The 18,455-nt window shown below is 38.6% G+C and carries 18 protein-coding genes and 1 tRNA gene; 16 read left to right on the forward strand and 3 right to left on the reverse strand.

All coding sequences use genetic code 11. The annotated features are described in order from the left end of the window. Positions 1–86: 86 nt before the first annotated feature. From F0342_RS09015 to F0342_RS09025, 3 genes are all read left to right on the forward strand, one after another. The gene (locus F0342_RS09015) at positions 87–1,208 is read left to right on the forward strand and encodes a CamS family sex pheromone protein (RefSeq protein WP_149155624.1); all 1,122 of its coding nucleotides are present in this window, start codon (positions 87–89) and stop codon (positions 1,206–1,208) included. Between the two features lie 193 nt (positions 1,209–1,401). After that, entirely contained in the window at positions 1,402–3,150 is a 1,749-nt protein-coding gene (locus tag F0342_RS09020; RefSeq protein WP_149155625.1) for an ABC transporter transmembrane domain-containing protein, read from the forward strand. Between the two features lie 3 nt (positions 3,151–3,153). Continuing rightward, positions 3,154–4,959: an ABC transporter ATP-binding protein gene (locus tag F0342_RS09025; protein ID WP_149155626.1), complete on the forward strand. Its 1,806-nt coding sequence runs from the start codon at positions 3,154–3,156 to the stop codon at positions 4,957–4,959. 90 nt (positions 4,960–5,049) lie between these two features. Here the strand turns inward: F0342_RS09025 and F0342_RS09030 are convergent, their stop codons facing one another. Further along, the gene (locus F0342_RS09030; protein ID WP_149155627.1) at positions 5,050–5,226 is read right to left on the reverse strand and encodes an aspartyl-phosphate phosphatase Spo0E family protein; all 177 of its coding nucleotides are present in this window, start codon (positions 5,224–5,226) and stop codon (positions 5,050–5,052) included. 266 nt (positions 5,227–5,492) lie between these two features. On the opposite strand from F0342_RS09030, the gene F0342_RS09035 reads away from it, so the two are divergent. The 4 genes from F0342_RS09035 (at position 5,493) to F0342_RS09050 (ending at position 7,933) form a co-directional block, all read left to right on the forward strand. After that, the gene (locus F0342_RS09035) at positions 5,493–6,200 is read left to right on the forward strand and encodes a cytochrome c biogenesis protein CcdA (RefSeq protein WP_149155628.1); all 708 of its coding nucleotides are present in this window, start codon (positions 5,493–5,495) and stop codon (positions 6,198–6,200) included. Between the two features lie 123 nt (positions 6,201–6,323). After that, positions 6,324–6,683, forward strand: coding sequence for a response regulator (locus tag F0342_RS09040; RefSeq protein WP_149155629.1), 360 nt, complete (start codon positions 6,324–6,326; stop codon positions 6,681–6,683). A 120-nt stretch (positions 6,684–6,803) separates the two neighbouring features. Next, positions 6,804–7,283: a CcdC family protein gene (locus F0342_RS09045; RefSeq protein ID WP_149155630.1), complete on the forward strand. Its 480-nt coding sequence runs from the start codon at positions 6,804–6,806 to the stop codon at positions 7,281–7,283. 170 nt (positions 7,284–7,453) lie between these two features. Then, positions 7,454–7,933, forward strand: a complete 480-nt coding sequence (locus tag F0342_RS09050; RefSeq protein ID WP_149155631.1) for a site-2 protease family protein — start codon at positions 7,454–7,456, stop codon at positions 7,931–7,933. A 145-nt stretch (positions 7,934–8,078) separates the two neighbouring features. Here F0342_RS09050 and F0342_RS09055 read toward each other — a convergent pair whose 3' ends face one another. Continuing rightward, the gene (locus F0342_RS09055; protein WP_149155632.1) at positions 8,079–8,504 is read right to left on the reverse strand and encodes a DUF2621 domain-containing protein; all 426 of its coding nucleotides are present in this window, start codon (positions 8,502–8,504) and stop codon (positions 8,079–8,081) included. A 200-nt stretch (positions 8,505–8,704) separates the two neighbouring features. On the opposite strand from F0342_RS09055, the gene F0342_RS09060 reads away from it, so the two are divergent. Continuing rightward, positions 8,705–10,030 carry an ATP-binding protein gene (locus tag F0342_RS09060; protein WP_149155633.1) on the forward strand — a complete coding sequence of 442 codons (1,326 nt, stop codon included), beginning with the start codon at positions 8,705–8,707 and terminating at the stop codon, positions 10,028–10,030. Positions 10,031–10,081: 51 nt separating this feature from the next. Here F0342_RS09060 and F0342_RS09065 read toward each other — a convergent pair. Then, positions 10,082–10,178 (reverse strand) — tRNA-Sec (locus F0342_RS09065). A 303-nt stretch (positions 10,179–10,481) separates the two neighbouring features. Between F0342_RS09065 and F0342_RS09070 the strand changes: the two genes are divergently transcribed. From F0342_RS09070 to F0342_RS09105, 8 genes are all read left to right on the forward strand, one after another. Continuing rightward, on the forward strand, positions 10,482–11,009 hold the full coding sequence (locus tag F0342_RS09070; protein WP_149155634.1) for a hypothetical protein: 528 nt from the start codon (positions 10,482–10,484) through the stop codon (positions 11,007–11,009). 107 nt (positions 11,010–11,116) lie between these two features. Beyond that, positions 11,117–11,254 carry a YvrJ family protein gene (locus F0342_RS09075; RefSeq protein ID WP_148969227.1) on the forward strand — a complete coding sequence of 46 codons (138 nt, stop codon included), beginning with the start codon at positions 11,117–11,119 and terminating at the stop codon, positions 11,252–11,254. A gap of 455 nt (positions 11,255–11,709) precedes the next feature. Beyond that, complete coding sequence (locus F0342_RS09080) at positions 11,710–12,855, forward strand: exonuclease SbcCD subunit D (RefSeq protein ID WP_149155635.1); 1,146 nt, start codon at positions 11,710–11,712, stop codon at positions 12,853–12,855. After that, complete coding sequence (locus F0342_RS09085) at positions 12,852–15,986, forward strand: AAA family ATPase (protein ID WP_149155636.1); 3,135 nt, start codon at positions 12,852–12,854, stop codon at positions 15,984–15,986. Before F0342_RS09080 ends, F0342_RS09085 begins: the two co-directional genes overlap by 4 nt. 123 nt (positions 15,987–16,109) lie before the next feature. After that, a complete protein-coding gene (locus tag F0342_RS09090) occupies positions 16,110–16,457 on the forward strand; it encodes a Ger(x)C family spore germination C-terminal domain-containing protein (RefSeq protein ID WP_149155637.1) in 348 nt (115 codons plus the stop codon). Positions 16,458–16,570: 113 nt separating this feature from the next. Continuing rightward, positions 16,571–16,867, forward strand: a complete 297-nt coding sequence (locus F0342_RS09095) for a hypothetical protein (RefSeq protein ID WP_149155638.1) — start codon at positions 16,571–16,573, stop codon at positions 16,865–16,867. Then, positions 16,864–17,685: a type II pantothenate kinase gene (gene coaW, locus F0342_RS09100; protein ID WP_149155639.1), complete on the forward strand. Its 822-nt coding sequence runs from the start codon at positions 16,864–16,866 to the stop codon at positions 17,683–17,685. The genes F0342_RS09095 and coaW overlap by 4 nt, the downstream gene beginning before the upstream one ends. Positions 17,686–17,767: 82 nt before the next feature. Beyond that, complete coding sequence (locus F0342_RS09105) at positions 17,768–18,364, forward strand: SCO family protein (RefSeq protein ID WP_149155640.1); 597 nt, start codon at positions 17,768–17,770, stop codon at positions 18,362–18,364. Positions 18,365–18,455: the final 91 nt, after the last annotated feature.

Here is an 18,455-nt window from a genome sequence, read left to right on the forward strand (position 1 = left end):
TTATTTTAGTCAATTCAAAAAAACTTACTGATTATCATTCAGATTAAAATTGAATTTATGATAGAATATAGTCCGGAGGGAGTCATATGAAAAAATGGATGATTGCTTCACTGTCTCTCATGATTATTGTTGCTGGTTGCAGCAATAAGCCTCAAGAAGTGATGGATGAAGAAACGCTTGAAATTCAAAATAGTGCAGCTGGAGAAGCGCGCGAATATTTAAATTATAAAGTGAATAAAGAGAAGAAATCAATCAATCGTGGTCTCATAACGATGATGATTAACAACCGCAGTGATATGGATGAAATCGAAACAGGCCTCATGTCATTATCCACCGAGCATTTTTCACCAGAGGATTTTGTGTACCAGGAAGGTCAATATCTTAAAGATCTAAATTCATGGTTGGGAAGAAAGTCTAAATCAAATAAATTAGGGCTTAATCCTACTCTGGAGATTACCGATGATATGGGCTGGGAAGAACGAATGGAGCTTGAAAAAAAGAATCCCATGTATCTCGCTTATATCCATGAACAGAACTACGTTGACTCAGAAGGGAAAATAAAAGGGATTTCCCTCGGTCTTTCTATGAATACTGTAGATTATATTCGCGTAGAAGATGAAAATAAACTCATGCATTTTGATGAGGTAAAGATCGATGACCAACAGTTAGAAGAATACGGAAAAAAGATAGCTAACACCGTTGTCAGTAGGGTGAAATCCAATAAGGAACTAAAAGATGTCCCTATACTGATATCCCTATACAAACTTCAACCATTGAATAGCGTAGTGTCCGGCAACTATATTACTTCCAGTTATGTTGACGAAAATGATAAGACTGTAAAAAAATGGAATGATGTTACGGATAAATATTATTACTTCCCTAGTGATGAAGGGGAAGAGAAAGATCGAGATCTACATAATCGGATACGTGATTTAGAAGATTATGTTTCGAAATATTTTTCACACCAGGATATTGAATTTGTCGGAAAAGCCTTATACCAAAAGGACACCTTGAATAAACTCGTGATTGATGTACATACAGGTATGGTGAAAGAAACAGAACTAATTGGCTTTTCTCAGGCGATTGGCCCCGAGATCGTTGATTACTTCCCTCACACGCCGGTTTACCTATATGTGAAGACACCAAAGGGTCTGAAAGCAACCATTGTAAAAGAAGTGGACCAAGAACCATTTGTTCAAATCCATTAGTAAACTATAAGAACATCTCTTAAGACATTAAGAGGTGTTCTTTTTGTATATTAAGCTTATTAAGGCTCTTGTCGTAAAGCTTTTTTAGCAAAGATTGTTGTGTTTATATAGCTTATTTCAAAAAAAGATTTCTCATTTTTTTGAAATTTGGTAAAATAAAGAGTCGATTTATTATAGATACGGGGGAGACAGAATGAAGGTCTTTTTAGATTTAAAGTGGTTTTTTCTACAAGAAAAAAAGTCATATATCACAGGAACCATCCTGCTTTTATTTGTTGCATTTCTTCAATTGATTCCACCAAAGATTGTAGGGATTATTGTGGACAGTATTAAAGCGGGCTCATTGACCCGTGAAGACATGTTCAAGTGGATTTTCATACTCATCACCACGGCTCTATCAATGTACGGACTTCGGTTTGTATGGAGGATCATGATTTTTGGTTCGGCGACCAAACTTTCCCGCTTGCTCCGGAATCGTTTGTATCATCATTTTACCAAGATGTCGCCCTCCTTTTATCAAAAGAAAAGAGTCGGTGATTTGATGGCGCATGCCACAAATGATCTTCAAGCAATTCAACAAACCGCAGGAGTTGGAGTATTAACATTTGTAGACTCCATATCTACAGGAGGATTCGTAATACTGGCCATGGCTTTTACAATCAGTTGGAAGCTTACTCTTATTGCTTTGATCCCAATGCCGTTCATGGCTATGCTGACGAGTTTTTATGGTACTCTTTTACATAAACGCTTTCATAAAGCACAGGAAGCATTCTCATCCTTAAATGATAAAACGCAGGAAAGTGTAACGGGGATCAAGGTTCTTAAGACGTTTGGACAAGAGAAAGAGGATATCGAATCATTTCGAAAGCAATCCGAAGATGTAGTGCAAAAGAATATATCTGTTGCAAAAGTGGATTCCCTTTTCGATCCGACCATTTCAATAATAGTAGGAATTTCCTTCTTTCTATCCATTGTATTTGGGTCAAGATTTGTCGTGAGTGGAGAACTGACAATAGGAGAATTAATCTCTTTTACTACCTACCTGGGACTTCTCATTTGGCCGATGCTCGCATTCGGTTGGTTATTCAATATTGTAGAAAGAGGACGTGCGTCTTACGACCGTGTATCTCTGGTGTTAAATGAAAGGGTAGACATTAAAGATCACGAAAGAGCGCTGGATCGAGTTCCTTCTGGAGATATAGAATATAAGATTGAGACCTTTTCTTATCCAAATGAAGATGAGCATGTTCTAGAGAATATTCACTTTTCCTTAAGAAAAGGTCAAACGTTAGGAATCGTAGGGAAAACTGGAGCAGGTAAAACAACCTTACTAAGATTATTACTAAGGGAATTTGAAGGGTATAACGGCGAAATAACGTTCGGCGGGGAGAAGATCCAGGAATATAAATTAACCCGTTTACGTGAAAGTATAGGATATGTGCCTCAAGATCATTTTCTTTTTTCAGCCACGATTCTTGAGAATATAGCTTTCACTCTTCCTCTTACCCCGAAAGAAAAAGTGGAAGAGGCGGCTGCACTTGCACATATCCATGATGATATCATTCATTTCAGTGACGGATACGGTACTGTGGTCGGTGAAAGAGGCGTTTCCTTGTCTGGTGGACAAAAGCAAAGGATCTCGATTGCGAGAGCCCTGTTAATGAATCCAGAGGTACTCATTCTTGACGACTCGTTGTCTGCTGTTGATGCAAGGACAGAGGAGTCCATTTTGACATCATTAAAGGAAAATAGAGCTGGAAAAACGACCATGATCACTTCTCATCGATTAAGTGCCATTCAACATGCAGACTTAATCATCGTTCTTGAAGAAGGAAAGGTTATGGAGAGAGGCACTCATAATGAACTGATGAAGAAAAAAGGGTGGTATCGGGAAATGTATTTGCGTCAACAGTTAGAAGAAATAGTGGAGTTTGGGGGATAAGATATGGATACTATACCGACTTTAACGGCGAAAGAGCAGCGAAACATTTTTTTTCGCCTAATGAAATATACAAAGCCGCATAAGAAAACGATTTTATTTGCATTTTTGTTATTGTTGTTGACCACGATCGGCGATGTTTTTGGACCAATCATCATCAAGGTCTTTATAGACGATTATTTAACCCCAAGAGAGTTTCCGTACGGTCCACTTGTGGGATTGGGAGCGACCTATTTATTCATACAAATCGGAAATGTATTGATCTCTTACTTTCAATTATTGAAGTTCCAGGAAATAGCCCTGAAAATCATTCAGCAGCTTCGTGTGGATGTTTTTACGAAGGTACAGGGTTTAGGAATGAGGTATTTCGATGAAACCCCGGCAGGAAGTATTGTTTCCAGGGTGACCAATGATACGGAAGCAATTAAAGATATGTTTGTGAGTGTGCTGGTATCCTTCATTCAGGGAGCATTCCTATTAACAGGTATCTTTATCGCCATGTTTGCACTCAATACACGGCTTGCCTTCTTCTGTTTATTTATTTTGCCGCTCATTTATATGATTATGAATCTTTACCGCAAATTTAGTGCCATCTTCTATCAGGATATGCGTGAGAGATTGAGTCAGCTTAATGCAAAGCTTAATGAGTCTCTTCAGGGAATGCCCATCATTCAAGTTTTCAGGCAGGAAAGAAGACTAAGAGAAGAATTCGGCGATATTAATGAAAAACATTATTTAGCAGGAATGAAAAATATTAAAGTGGATGGATTATTATTAAGACCCGCCATTGATCTGGTGTATGTGGCTGCCTTGATAGTTGTGTTAAGTTATTTTGGCGTGACATCATTCAATCAACCAATTGAGATAGGGGTATTATATGCATTTGTAAATTATCTGGACCGATTCTTTGAGCCTGTCAATCAAATCATGATGAGACTATCCATGTTTCAACAGGCTATCATTGCCTCTTCCCGTGTCTTTAAGCTGCTGGATGAAAATGAACTCTCTCCTGCACAGAATGTAGATATTCATTCGAAAGGCACAATCAGTGAAGGGGAAATAACATTTGACAATGTTTCGTTCTCTTACGATGGGCAGAGAGATGTACTTAAGAATATTTCATTTACTGCAAGCCCGGGAGAAACAGTTGCTCTAGTAGGACACACAGGAAGTGGTAAGAGCTCAATCATCAATTTACTCATGAGGTTCTATGAATTTGAACGTGGGAATATTCTAATAGACGGTCAAAACATTAAGTCTTATCCAGTAGAAGAGCTCCGTGGGAAAATGGGGCTTGTCCTGCAGGATCCATTTCTCTTCTTCGGAACGATCAGAGATAATATCAAGCTTCATTCAGAAGAGATGACGGATATAGAAGTGGAGGGAGCTGCCACATTCGTTCAAGCCAATACTTTTATAGAAAAACTACCTGATGCATATAGGCATCCAGTGGTTGAAAGGGGATCAACATTTTCGAGTGGCCAAAGGCAATTAATCGCATTTGCGCGAACCATCGCAACCCGACCGAAAATCCTTATCCTGGATGAAGCAACGGCCAACATCGATACGGAAACGGAAGAAGCTATTCAAGAGGCGTTATCAAGGATGAGAAAAGGAAGAACAACGATTGCCATTGCTCACAGGCTTTCTACCATTCAAGATGCAGACCTGATCCTGGTCCTTCATCAAGGAGAGATTGTAGAGAGAGGAAGTCATCAGGAATTACTTGTTCAAAAAGGCATTTATCATAAAATGTATCTTCTACAAAATGGTTTAGCAGATGGCATAGAAGATGCCGTATCTGGTTCTTAAACGTATAAAAGGCAGACCATATAGATGAAGAGTCTGCCTTTTGATCGTTAATATTTATATTAGAATAGTATAATTGTAATCAATAATGCTTTAGCTTATTTGAGGTGAGCATTTTTTTATGTATAGGGAGTTGTAGCTATTTAACAGACGATCAAGTTCCTGACTAAATTGAATAGCTTGAGGTGACGTGAGTCCATTTTCAGCAACAATATCAATTAATTGAGCACGCTTTTTTTCAATTCGTTCGAGAAGCTCTTTTTTAGACACGGCTGTTTCCTTTCTTTTGTATTTCCTTACAAAGGGAATACAAAACTAGTAATAACTGTAACTTTTTATTAGTATAACGAAAATCGAACTGTTTTTCAAAGCAAAATTATTGGTTTTTATAAAAAGAAAAGAGAGTTTAACACATTTGAAAAAGTAAAATGTGCATGTAATATAATGGTCACAAATCTTTCACACAAACATTCCTCATAGAAACCGGTTTTGTTTGATAGAATAGAGATATATACTGAAATGTAGGAGTTGTAAAAATGTCTGATATTAATATTTTCTTAGCATTTGGGGCTGGTTTCCTAAGCTTCATCTCTCCATGCTGCCTTCCATTATATCCCGCTTTTCTTTCTTATATAACAGGAATGAGTGTTAATGAGCTCAAAACGGATAATGCGATGCTTCAAAGAAGAAGTTTATTACATACGTTATTTTTCTTAGTCGGTTTCTCGGCAATCTTTATAGCAATCGGTTTCGGCACTTCCCTTATCGGAAACTTCTTTTTGGATTATAAAGATCTCATTCGTCAGCTTGGGGCTATCTTCATTGTCGTATTTGGATTGGTAGTCGTCGGAGTATTTACCCCTGAAACATTGATGAAGGACCGTCGCATTGAATTCAAGAATAGACCGGCAGGCTTTTTTGGCTCCGTATTAATCGGAATGGCATTCGCGGCCGGTTGGACACCATGTACCGGACCGATTCTTGCTTCCGTTCTGGCCCTTGCCGCCTCTAATCCAGGTTCGGGCGTTATGTATATGACAGCTTACGTATTAGGATTTGCCATTCCGTTTTTCATTCTGTCATTCTTTATCGGAAGAATGCAATGGATCAGAAAAAACAGTGGGAAGATTGTAAAGGTAGGAGGGTATGTGATGATTGTGGTAGGGGTCATGCTGTTCTTTGATTGGATGACTGTCATTCTAGCTTACCTTACTTCTGTATTTGGAGGGTTCACTGGGTTTTAAACCAACAATGTAATAGAATTGAATATACAGTTCATTACGTTTTATGGTATAGTTAAAATGGATGAAACAGGAAATAATATTCAACAATAGACACCGGGTAGCGTATACGAGGAGGAAACATCTGTGGCAACGATACTTGTAGTGGATGATGCGAAATTTATGAGAATGACACTTGGAAGCATGCTTTCCTCTGGCGGTCACGAAGTCATAGGAGAAGCAGAGAATGGACTTATAGCCGTAGAACAGTATCGTGAGCTTCAGCCCGATCTTGTGACAATGGATATCACGATGCCTGAACTAGATGGAATAGAAGCGGTTAGGAGAATTTTATCCGAGTTCCCCCAAGCTAAAGTAATCATGTGTTCAGCTATGGGACAGCAAAAGGTAGTGGTGGAAGCCATTGAAGCGGGAGCAAAGGACTTTATTGTGAAACCCTTTGACGAAGTACGGGTAGAGGAAGCCATCAAAAGAGTATTAGGATGATAAAATCGAAAGAGAGGTTAAGGACTATTTAATCTCTCTTTTTTGTGTTTTCGTTTTTCTTTCATTTGGGCTATAATAGGGAAGGTATGAAAGTAGAAAATAAAAGGTTGATGATGGTTTATGATGATTGCTTCATCCATTGTTGCGATTTGCATGGGTTTTATGGTGATATTTATTAGAATGAAGGCTCAGAAAAAGCCTGTTAGCAGCAAGAAGATTATCTTACCTCCTTTGTTTATGAGTACAGGGGCGTTAATGTTCTTATTTCCTGTTTTTCGAGTCACTTTAGGAGAATTTCTAGAAGCGATTACCGTAGGAATGATCTTTTCTATATTGTTGATTAAGACTTCCAAATTCGAAATTCGTGATAATGATATTTATTTAAAACGGTCTAAAGCGTTCGCGTTTATTTTGATAGGACTCCTATTAATACGAATTCTCGCCAAGTCCATTCTTAGTGCATCGATTGATTATGGTGAACTTAGTGGAATGTTTTGGATTCTTGCCTTTGGTATGATTGTCCCGTGGAGAATCACCATGTATCTTCAGTATAGAAAGCTGCACCAGGAGCAACAAGACGTAACAACGAATTCAATTTAATTCCTAAGGAAAAAAAGCAGGGTGATTCCTATCACGCTGCTTTTTTTTTGTAAATTTCTTCACATAAGATTACGATTTCTTTACAAAGCAAACCAATATGCTTAGGGTTGAATCATTTAGGGCAAAGAGAGAGATGAAGAAAATCACAAGAGATATTGGTGGGATAAGTATTGTTTACGCTGGCAGATATTTGGACGTTCTTCCTTGCATTCTTTTTAACATTGCCATTGGTCACCATCGTCCACGAGGCAGGTCATATCTTCGTCGCTCGCATATTTGGTGCAAAGATAAAATTTTGCATTGGAACCGGAAAGCATTTAATGAGCATTGGTCCATTGGAAGTGAAGAGAATGTATTTTATGGAAGGTTGGTGTCAATATACAGAATTGAAGTATAACAAGGTGTGGGTTCATGTGTTTATTTATATGTCTGGGAGTTTATTTAACCTGTTTGCAATTTTAGCCATTAACTTCCTGATATTTGAAGGGGTCATTCCTGTTCACATCTTTTTCTATCAATTTGTGTATTTCTCCGTTTATTTTATATTCTTTTCATTGTTTCCGTTTCGGAATGGAGAGGGGAAACCAAGTGATGGACAAGCAATACTTGACGTCATTAGATACGGAAAGGCAGAGGATCCCATTGATTAATCATATAAAAAGGTAAACGACTATCGTTTACCTTTTTTTTGCTTTCTTCCATTTGTAAAATAGAAATGCCGCACCTATGATAAAAATTAAATATAGCACAATCGGAATAATTAGTATCGATCCCATCCTTTTTCCTTCCTGTCACCTAGAATAAATGTTCGTAAGGGGTTACATCTATTTGCATTTCGTTTAGTTTTTTTCGAAGAAACTTATGATCCCGTTTCGGAGTCGCCAGGATATACCCTCTTATGACTAATTCCTGAGTAATGGAAGAGGCTCTGTCTTTTAAAGCCAATTCTCCAATTTTACCTGCAATTTTTTGCTTCGCTACGTCTCTAAATAATTCGGGTACGGGTGTGACCAACTCATTGAGCATTTTCTTTTCCTCATCACCCCATAAATGGATGGTTTCATTCACATAATGCTCTTCCCAGTCCAAATCGGATTTTCCATCCTCTTTAGGAAATCTCTTTAAGAATTTCCTGAACATAAAGAATCCACCAATAGCAAATGAAGCCACTAAAAATACGACCCAAAACAGTATGAAATATAAGAACCAACCTTCAAGCATGCTTTCACCTCAATTTTTCAAAAAGCGTATGTATCGTATTCATTATAGACAAGGGAAAAGCTTGTGACAAGAATATCGCTGTTTTTACAAAAGAAGTCTATACTGTTCTTAATTAGAAATGATATACTATTAAATAACAAATATCGCGAAAATTCTTTCTATTTCGATTCTCGTGCTTGGATGGATAGGGGGCTCACAGGATGATATATAGAGGGAGAATAGTATCAGTGCTCATTGGACTTTTACTAGTCTTGACATGGGATTTTATTTATTACTTTGTTCTGCATTATCCAGTGGATTTGAAAGTGGATTTGGTGTTCACTCTATTAATTCTCTTCATTAGCTACTATATGGGGAAAAATTATGACACAAGCTATAAAACTTTAGCTGCCCTGCGAAAGAGTGAGGAGAGAGTGAAGCTTCTAAATGAAGAAATGCAGCATGTGCTTCAGAGCATCGATGAAGTTGTCTTTCATACCAATTCCAAAGGAGAGTTTCAATTTCTGAATCAATCCTGGGAAGACTTCACGGGGTATACGGTTAAAGAAAGTTTACATAAGAATGCACTTCATTTTATATCCCTACATGAACGTCATGAAATCCTTCGAATGATAAGACAAAGTATAAGCATGAAAAAGGAGAAAATGAAAATGGACTTCTCTTATCAGAAGAGGGATGGTCAGTTTCGTTGGGGTGAAGTGAATGTTAAGTTAAACTACAATGAATACGGTGAACTTCTTGGAACGGTAGGAACCATCTCAGACATTACCGAAAGAGTACATAATGAAGAAGAATTGATTGAAATGAATGAAACGTTAGCCATAGAATCTCAAAAACTATCAGTCGCCGGGCAATTAGCAGCCGGAATTGCACATGAGGTACGTAATCCCCTAACGTCGATCAACGGTTTCTTACAGTTATTAAGAGATGATGCCGATGAGAAGACGAAGGAATACTTAGGAATTGTCTTTTCTGAAATTAAGAGGATTGAACTTGTGCTCAGCGAATTATTGATTCTCGCAAAGCCGCAATCCGTTACATATAGACGAATCAATATTATTGAGACCCTTGATCATGTTGCGAAATTATTAAATACGAATGCCATTTTATATAATATTGAAATCCAAACCGATTTTCATGAAAGGGAGCTCCATATTCGTGGAGATGAAAATCAGCTAAAGCAAGTATTTATTAACTTACTTAAAAACGCCATAGAAGCGATGCCTCATGGAGGAACGATTACGATAAGTGCAGACTTGACCTCTTATAACAAGGTTCAATTAACCTTCAAAGATGAGGGAGTAGGCATGAAAAATGAAACGCTGGATAAACTCGGGGAGCCTTTCTTCACAACGAAGACGAAGGGCACGGGCTTAGGCCTCACCATATGTTTGAGAATTCTTCGTGATCATGGAGCGGATATCAGGGTGCAAAGCGAGCAGGGAGAAGGAACCACCTTCCATATCATGTTTGAAGCTGTTCAAGCTTCAGAGAGAAAAAGGAGGGAAACCTTACAAAACCAATGAAATAAGAGCCCTTATGGAACGATCATAAGGGCTCTTTCATGTGTGAAGATATGGCGGGACTGCCTGGGAATCGAACCCAGCGGAGACGGCACGCGCCTCCCAAGAGGTTTTGAAGACCTAGGCATGCACCAGCTCTACAATCAGCCCCGAAAATAAGTATATATATGTTATACCATGGAAGAAAAACTTGTTCAAATGTTTTTAGAATCTATAGGTACCATTGGCCTGTGTGTAAAGTGTGATAATCAGATAGTAAACAAGCTATATATTTGAAAAATTTATAAGATTTAAACTTTGGAGAAATTAGAAAATTCTTCTTTACCAGTCGATTCTCCCCGTGATAAGATACTTTTTGCCGGCTTATCATAAATTGAAGTAAGCGATTTCCTATAGGAATTGCTTACCTTCTATACTTGAACATGTTGAATGAGACAGAGAGGGGAAAACAAGTATGAAAAAAGTATGGTTTTTAGGTCTGGGTCTATCATTAGCACTGGTTGGATGCTCCGATTCAGGTTCTGATGAAGCTAAAAAAGAGGAAACAACAAATGCGAAGGAAGAAAACGCAAATGTTGCTGGAGATTTAATGGATTTTTATTTGAATTTAACAACAACCGTCAATGGTGTTGATATTGATCTTAATGGATATGAAAAAGCGATTGCAGGAGAAGAGCCTCCTGCAGGAGAAGAGTTGGAAAAAATGAAGGAGGCTGCTGCAGCATCTGCAACTGATTCTGCTAAAGCAGTAGAAGGCATGGAGATTCCAGGAAGTCTTGGTGATCATAAAGATGCGGTGGAATCATTCCAATCGACCTTGACAGAATCATATAATATGAAAGCTGAAGCACTCTCTAAAGAAGGCGAAACAGATTTAACGGCAGCCAATGAAAAATTAAACGAAGCAGAAATCCAAATCAAAGAAATTCTTGATGAAGCTGGGTTAGTAAGCTCAAGCTTAATCAGTGATTTAAACGGGTAATCAAAAAAAGCGAATCCAGAACCTTCTGGATTCGCTTTTTTTCGATAAACAATACGTAACCTTTTCCTTATAAATTTCCTATATTAAAGTCGAGAGGAGGGAAAGGGATGGAGACCATTATCGCTTTTGTGTCTGAGGTGGGGTTTCCGATAGTTGTCACAATGTATCTCCTGTATCGTATTGAGACGAAGCTGGATGCCGTGATTACATCGATCCAAACACTGCCACAGCAGTTAAAAGAATAATAGAAGAGGCTGGGACAAAAGTTTTTTATCCTAAGTCAAACCCGAACAAACCTGCTTCTTAGTGTGCAGAATTGTTCGGGTCTATTATTTATTTTCGAATCATTTGATTTTAGCTGTTTCCAGCGGTTGATTGGAGTGCAAGACGAAGACTCCTGCGGGAAAGTAGCTTATGTGAGACCCCGCAGGCTTGCCGAGGAGGCTCACGGGCTACCCGCGGAAAGCGTAGTCTTGCACGGAAATCATTAGCGGTATGAAGAACCTACACTTCTATTGTTTGTCTTTTTATCGTGGTTTTTTAGTTTTGTCCCAGCCTCTTTCTTGTTTTTGGAAATCCATTAAGGTATAGGTTAAAGTGAGAACAAATGTTCCTTGGAAAGACATTTCCTTTCACGTATAACTTCATAGTTTGATATAATTTAAGGAGATACTCATTGACCGGAGAGGAGACAACAGTGATGAAATTCATTCACACCGCCGATTGGCATTTAGGTAAATTGGTTCATGGCATATATATGACAGAAGAACAACGATACATATTAGAGGAGTTTATTGAACTTGTGAAAAAGGAAGAACCTGATGCAGTTGTCATTGCAGGTGATCTTTATGACCGATCCGTTCCTCCTACAGAAGCTGTAGAGTTGTTGGACGAAGTTTTATACCGAATTAACGTAGAATTAAAGACACCGATTGTAGCTGTTTCTGGAAATCATGATAGTGCGGAACGACTATCATTCGGTTCATCATGGTACAAGCACAGTCAATTTCACTTAAAAGGAAAACTGACAAATGACTTTACTCCAATCACAATTAAAGGGGTTCATTTCCACTGCGTTCCTTATGCTGAACCTGGTAATGTCAGACAAATACTAGAAGACGATTCGATTAACTCCCATCATGCTGCGATGGAGGCCATTGTGAAGAGAATCGAAGAGAAAATGAAACCAGATGAGCCGCATGTTTTTGTTGGTCATGCGTTTGTGCTGGGAGGGAAAACCACAGATTCAGAGCGAACCCTTTCTGTTGGGGGATCTGGCTGTGTCGGTGCAGATGTGTTTAAGTCCTTCCATTATTCAGCACTGGGTCATCTTCATAGTCCAGATGCTATAAAGCATGAAACAATTCGATATTCAGGGTCTCTATTAAAATACTCATTTTCTGAAGCGAGTCAGCGAAAGTCAGTGAGCATCGTAGAGATGGATGGGGATGGATCCTTCCGTTTGCGGGAAGAAGTGCTAAAGCCGAAGCAAGATATGAGAGAACTCCAGGGACTGATGGAAGAGCTTCTGGACCCTGCATTCTATCAATCCCAGAAAGTCGATGACTATCTAAAGATCACGTTACATGATGAAGGTACGTTAATCGATCCCATAAATCAATTGCGACAAGTCTATCCGAACGTCTTACATCTGGAAAGGAAAATGGATCTCACTGATGCCAAAAAGAAAAATACTTTCAAAGTATTGGAGGATAAGAAAAGGTCGGAACTGGATATGTTTAAAGAATTCTACGGAGATATGACCACAGGTGAATTTACCAATGAAAAGGAAGAAATCCTTAAGAACGTTATTGATAAAGCCAGAAAGGAGGTCGATCAAGTATGAAGCCTCTTCAATTAGTGATGCAAGCCTTTGGACCCTATGCAGGCAGAGAAACGATTGATTTTCGTTCGTTGGGGAACCGCACAATGTTCGTGATATCAGGGAAGACAGGGTCAGGGAAGACGACTATCTTTGATGGAATTTCCTATGCCATTTACGGTAAAGCAAGCGGTGAAGATCGCAGTCCGACTGAACTGAGAAGTCAATTTGCAAGTAATGATGTTATTACGGAGGTAGAGCTTACATTCAGTTTAAGAGGCAGATCGTATCGTATTTGGCGCTCTCCTCAGCAGGACAAAAAGAAAGCAAGAGGAGAAGGCTACACAACCATCAATGCCCGGTCTGAATTATACGTATATGATAAAGATGGGAAAGAACAGCTACTAGCGGCTAACGTCAGAGACGTGGATGAGAAAATCAAAGGGTTAATTCAACTAGATGCCAATCAATTCAGGCAGATTCTTATGATTCCTCAAGGAGAGTTTCGAAAGCTCTTAACTTCAGACAGTAAAGATAAGGAGCTTATCCTGCAACGTCTATTCCATACAGAGCTTTATAAGACCATCCAGGAAAAACTGAAATCTGAGGCAGACGATTTAAAAAAGTCGGTAGAATCCTCTATGGAAGAACGAATAAGGGAATTACTTAAAATTCATTTTGAAGAAAATGAAGAGCTTCATTCACTATTATTAGAAAATCCATTGAGAGACCACCATATTCTTCAACTTCTCCCTGCTCACATAGAAAGCATGGAAATAAGGGAGAAAGAAGTGCAGCTTAACTATGAAAGTGTGCAGGAAAAAAGAGATGCCCTCAAAAAGCAGCTTCAAGAGGCAGAAGGATTGGTCAATCAGTACGAACTTCAAGAAAAACTAAGAGCTGAGAAAGAATCCCTTTTAAAATTAAAGCCTGAAATCGAATCAATCGATAGGGGCATTTTATTAGCCCAGCGAGCCTCCCGTTTAGTTCCACAAGATGAGTATTGCCATAAACTTAATCGAAACTTGAAGGAACTGAAGGGTCAATTAGCTCAACTTATAGAAGAAAAGAATGAAATTTCAGAAAAGCTTATATCAGCTAAAGAAACATTCAAGGAAGAAAAAAATAACGAAAATCTCAGAGACGACATTTCAAAGAAAATCACTCAACTTGAAGAAATGGAAAAAGATATAGATTCTCTGGATATGTTGATGAAAGATACTAAAGAAATGAGAGAAAGATATGAGCAACAGCAAGACATCGTCCAAAAACTGACAGAGCAGATTTCATTTTTACAAGAAGGTATAAAATCCAGGGAGAATCGACTTGAAGAAGGCGAAAATGGTCAAGCAGATTTATTTCAATTTGAAAAATCTTTGCAAGAGAATCAATCCTTTTTAGAACAGGTAAATGAAATAGAGAAGTTGGATCAAAAATTTCAAATTGTCTATATTCAAGAGCAAAAATTAAAAGAACAGTATCGTCACCTTCAGAGACAAAGGTTGGATGCGTCAGAAACTCTGGCTCATTTGGAAGAAAAGTGGCACTCTGCTCAAGCTGCACACCTCGCAAAAGGGCTGGTTGACCACGCTCCTTGCCCCGTTTGTGGCTCAGAGCATCATCCTCACCCAGCCGCCAGTGTTGATTCGTTACCCTCTCAGGAAGATTTGAAAGTGGCGAAGGAAAAGCAGGAGGAACTCAACCAGAAAGAGAAAAGGATGAGCCTTGCGATCGCTCAAGAGGAAACAAAAATGCAGGGTATTCAGGAACAGATAGACGATTTCGTTCGAAAAATTCGTGAAAAGAAAAGCGACTTTAATCGGAACGAAATAGATGATACTCTATCTCAAGTGAAATCAGAGATTGAAGCCTTGAAAAGTACAATGGCTGAAAAGAAAAGTGAAGTCGAACAATCAAAGGTAATGAGGGAAGAAGTAAGAAAAGGAAGGGAAAAGCTAGAAGAACTGGACGGCTCAAGATTGAAAAATCTAGACAAGCTACAGGGGCTGAACACTCTGTTCCTTACGAAGGATACTACCCTTCAAAAAGTGAAGGAAGATATTCCTTATGAGCTCCGATCAAAAGATCAATTTAACAAAGTGTTAAAAGAGCAGAAGCAAAAAAGAGAAGAATTGAAGACGGCATACGAGCGTGCCCAGAAGCAATACTATGAGCTTGAGAACATGTATAGCGTAAAAGAGTCACAAGTGAGTGACAATGACACCCATATTGAAAAAGTTAATGCAGAGTTGAAAACAGAACGTGAAGCATTTCTTACGCTTCTTACAGAACAAGGTTTTTCAAACTATAAAGCATTCCAGGAAGCTAAAAAGTCTGAAGCAGAAATCCTGGGTCTTCAAGAAAAAGTGAAGACGTATGGTGAAGACCTGCGTTCCGTTTCCGATCGTCTACATGACATCGAAAAGCATTTACAGGATAAACATAAGCCTGATGTGAAAAGCATTGAAGAAAACATATCTCGTGTTACCGAGGAACTTAAGCTTGTAAATGATAAACTTAATAAAATCATGACAAATACGAAAGAGAATAAGCTTATTCTTGCAAGGGTGACATCCATTAATGAAGGAATAAAGCATTTAGAATCCAGATATCAAATGGTCGGGCATCTGGCAGAAGTGGCCCGGGGGCAAAATGCAAATCGCATAACATTTGAAAGATATGTGCTTGCATCATTCCTCGAAGATATTCTTCAAGTGGCAAATGAACGATTAATCAAAATGACGTCCGGGCGATATCAGCTGATTCGAAAAACGGATAGAAGCAAAGGAAACGTCCAGAGTGGTTTAGAGCTTCTCATATTTGATCAGTACACAGGTCAGGAACGACACGTTAAAACGTTATCCGGAGGGGAGAGCTTCAAGGCATCGTTAGCATTGGCCCTCGGACTTGCAGATGTCGTGCAGCAGTATGCAGGTGGCGTCTCACTTGAAACAATGTTTATTGATGAAGGATTTGGAACACTGGACCCGGAATCTCTGGACCATGCAATTGAAGCACTGATGGACATTCAAAGCAGTGGCCGACTAGTAGGGTTGATTTCACACGTTCCAGAGTTAAAAGAGAGAATCGACGCCAGATTAGAGGTCATATCCTCTCAAAGCGGAAGCATGACGGAATTTCAATTTCTTGCTTAGGCTTATAGTTTAATGCATTTCTTAAGGGGATACTATGAACCGATGGGCACAGCATTCATCCCAAATATAAGTATTGATAAAAAATCCTGGACTACATTTAAACTTTTGACGAAGTAGCCTAAAATAAAATATAAGAAAGAAAAAGGTGATTTTCCCACATTTTCACTTGAAGTCAGCGTGAAAGCAGAGCTAATTGAAAAATTACAGGAGGCTCCATATAAAGAAGTGAAAAGTACACTGGAAAAGTCTTTGGAAAATGAAATTGAAAAAGTGTATAACATTGGGCTGGACAAACAAGTGGATTTACTGAATGTAGGTGAAAAATGGTATAGGTACCATCCACCAAAGTTTAGGAAGCTTGAAGAACAGCCTTCATTTTATTTAACAGGCAATTCATTAGACAAAGTGAAAGTAAAGGTGGATATCACTCATTTCAACGCATATCGTTACGATCACAAAAGCTTGGAATAAGATTAAGGCGGAAAAACACCAAAATAAATTGGTGTTTTTCCCATTTTCTCTTTTATTTTCCAGATCAATTGAATACCATGGAAATAGTAATAATTTGAATGGAGGCATCATTGATGAAAATAAGTATTTACATATTATTATTGTTAGTATCTGCCGTAGTTGCAATTGGATGGAGCTGGAAGAGACTGTTGGATTTCAATACCTATAAAAAACCATTCTTGGAGGGAGTCGCTCTTCAATTTTTATTTCTTCTTTTTGCATCGGTATGGTGGCTCATTACAGAGGATACTTCAGATGGTGTCATAGGTGTTTTCTATTATTTTCTTGCTTTCCTTACGATAATGGTCGTTCATGGTTTTACCCTGCACTATTTATTTTCTAAGAAAAAAATGCAGGAACGGGAAGAATGAGTGTGATCGGGGTCGATGCTGGTGGAACGTTAACCAAGATCGTGTATGAGGAAAATGGCGGGCTTCATTTTAAAACCTTTTCTAGTGAGCAGCAAGAGAGTGTGCTGCAGTGGCTTACAATCCTGGCCCAAAATCATAAGCTTTATATAACGGGAGGAAAAGCAGAGAAGTGGGGAGAAACCTTTCCTCAAGCACGTATTGTTGGAGAATTCGAAGCGGTATGCAGTGGAGCTAAACTTCTCCTTAAAGAGGAAAAAAGTGACCTGAAACAGTTCATCCTCATAAATATAGGTACAGGGACGTCTTTTTTTAAGGTTGATGAAAACGGATGTGAAAGATTACTTGGTAGTGGATTAGGGGGAGGAACCTTTATGGGATTGGGAGGTTTACTAACTGGAGAATCTGACTATCACGAGCTGGTACGATTATCAAAAGAAGGCAAACGAGAACTAGTTGATTTATCAGTGAGAGACATTTATGAGGCAATGAATTCTCCAGTGCCTGAACATTTGACAGCTGCTAATTTTGCTAAAGGGGATTCATCTTTTAAGAAAACAGACAAACTGCGGGCTCTATCGAATATGATAGCAGAAACCATTATTCTACTTGCATCTCAAGCGTCTCAAGCAAATAAGTTAGAGCATTTCGTGTTTATTGGAAGTACGTTGAAATCAAATCCTGCTTTAAAAGAGGACCTTTCACAATTTCAAGATATGTTATCCTACACCCCTATTTTTCCAGATAAAGGTGCATACGCTGTAAGTCTGGGAGCCTTTAATGTTGGATGGGAAGCAGAGCATTCACAAAATAGACAATGAATATTGCCTCTGCTGATTGTTTTTTAATCCCCTTTTTACTAACATAGAATGGGAGATATAGATAAAGTCGGAGGAGATAAAGATGTCAAAAACTAAACCATTCATTGTGGTGATGACCCTCATCGGTATTCTCCTTGCAGGTTGCAGTAATAGTAACTTTCAAGCAGAAACAGATTATGAAGTGAAAGAGTTTTCTTATACTAATCAAAATAATCAAGAAGTCGGTTTGAATGATTTGAAAGGACAAGTCTGGATCGCAGATTTCATATTCACGAATTGTGAAACAGTTTGTCCACCAATGACATTTAATTTAACGAAGCTTCAAGAACAGCTGAAAGAAGAAGGGGTAGAGGACTACAAAATCGTTTCCTTTAGCGTGGATCCTGAAAATGATACACCGGACGCATTAAAAGAATATATTTCAAACTTTGAAGCAGATACAAGTAAATGGGAACTACTTACAGGCTATGAATTTGACGAGGTAAAGGACCTTGCGGAACATTCCTTCCGCTCGATTGTAGCCGACGATCCTAATTCCGATCAGATGATTCATAGTACCAGCTTCTACTTGGTGAATCAAAAAGGTACAGTTGTCAAAACGTATAGTGGCAATAGTGACGTCCCATACGATGAAATTGTCGGAGATATGAAAACATTGATTGATGAGGGATCTGAATAGACTTTTTCGAAGGAGAATCACAGCATGAATGGTGATTCTCTTTTTTCTATTGAATTCCAATTCCAAAATCAGGGTTTTAAGGTATATAATG

Origin of the sequence: Bacillus sp. CH30_1T (genome assembly GCF_008364765.1) — a bacterium.
Taxonomy (GTDB): Bacteria; Bacillota; Bacilli; order Bacillales; family Bacillaceae_B; genus Rossellomorea.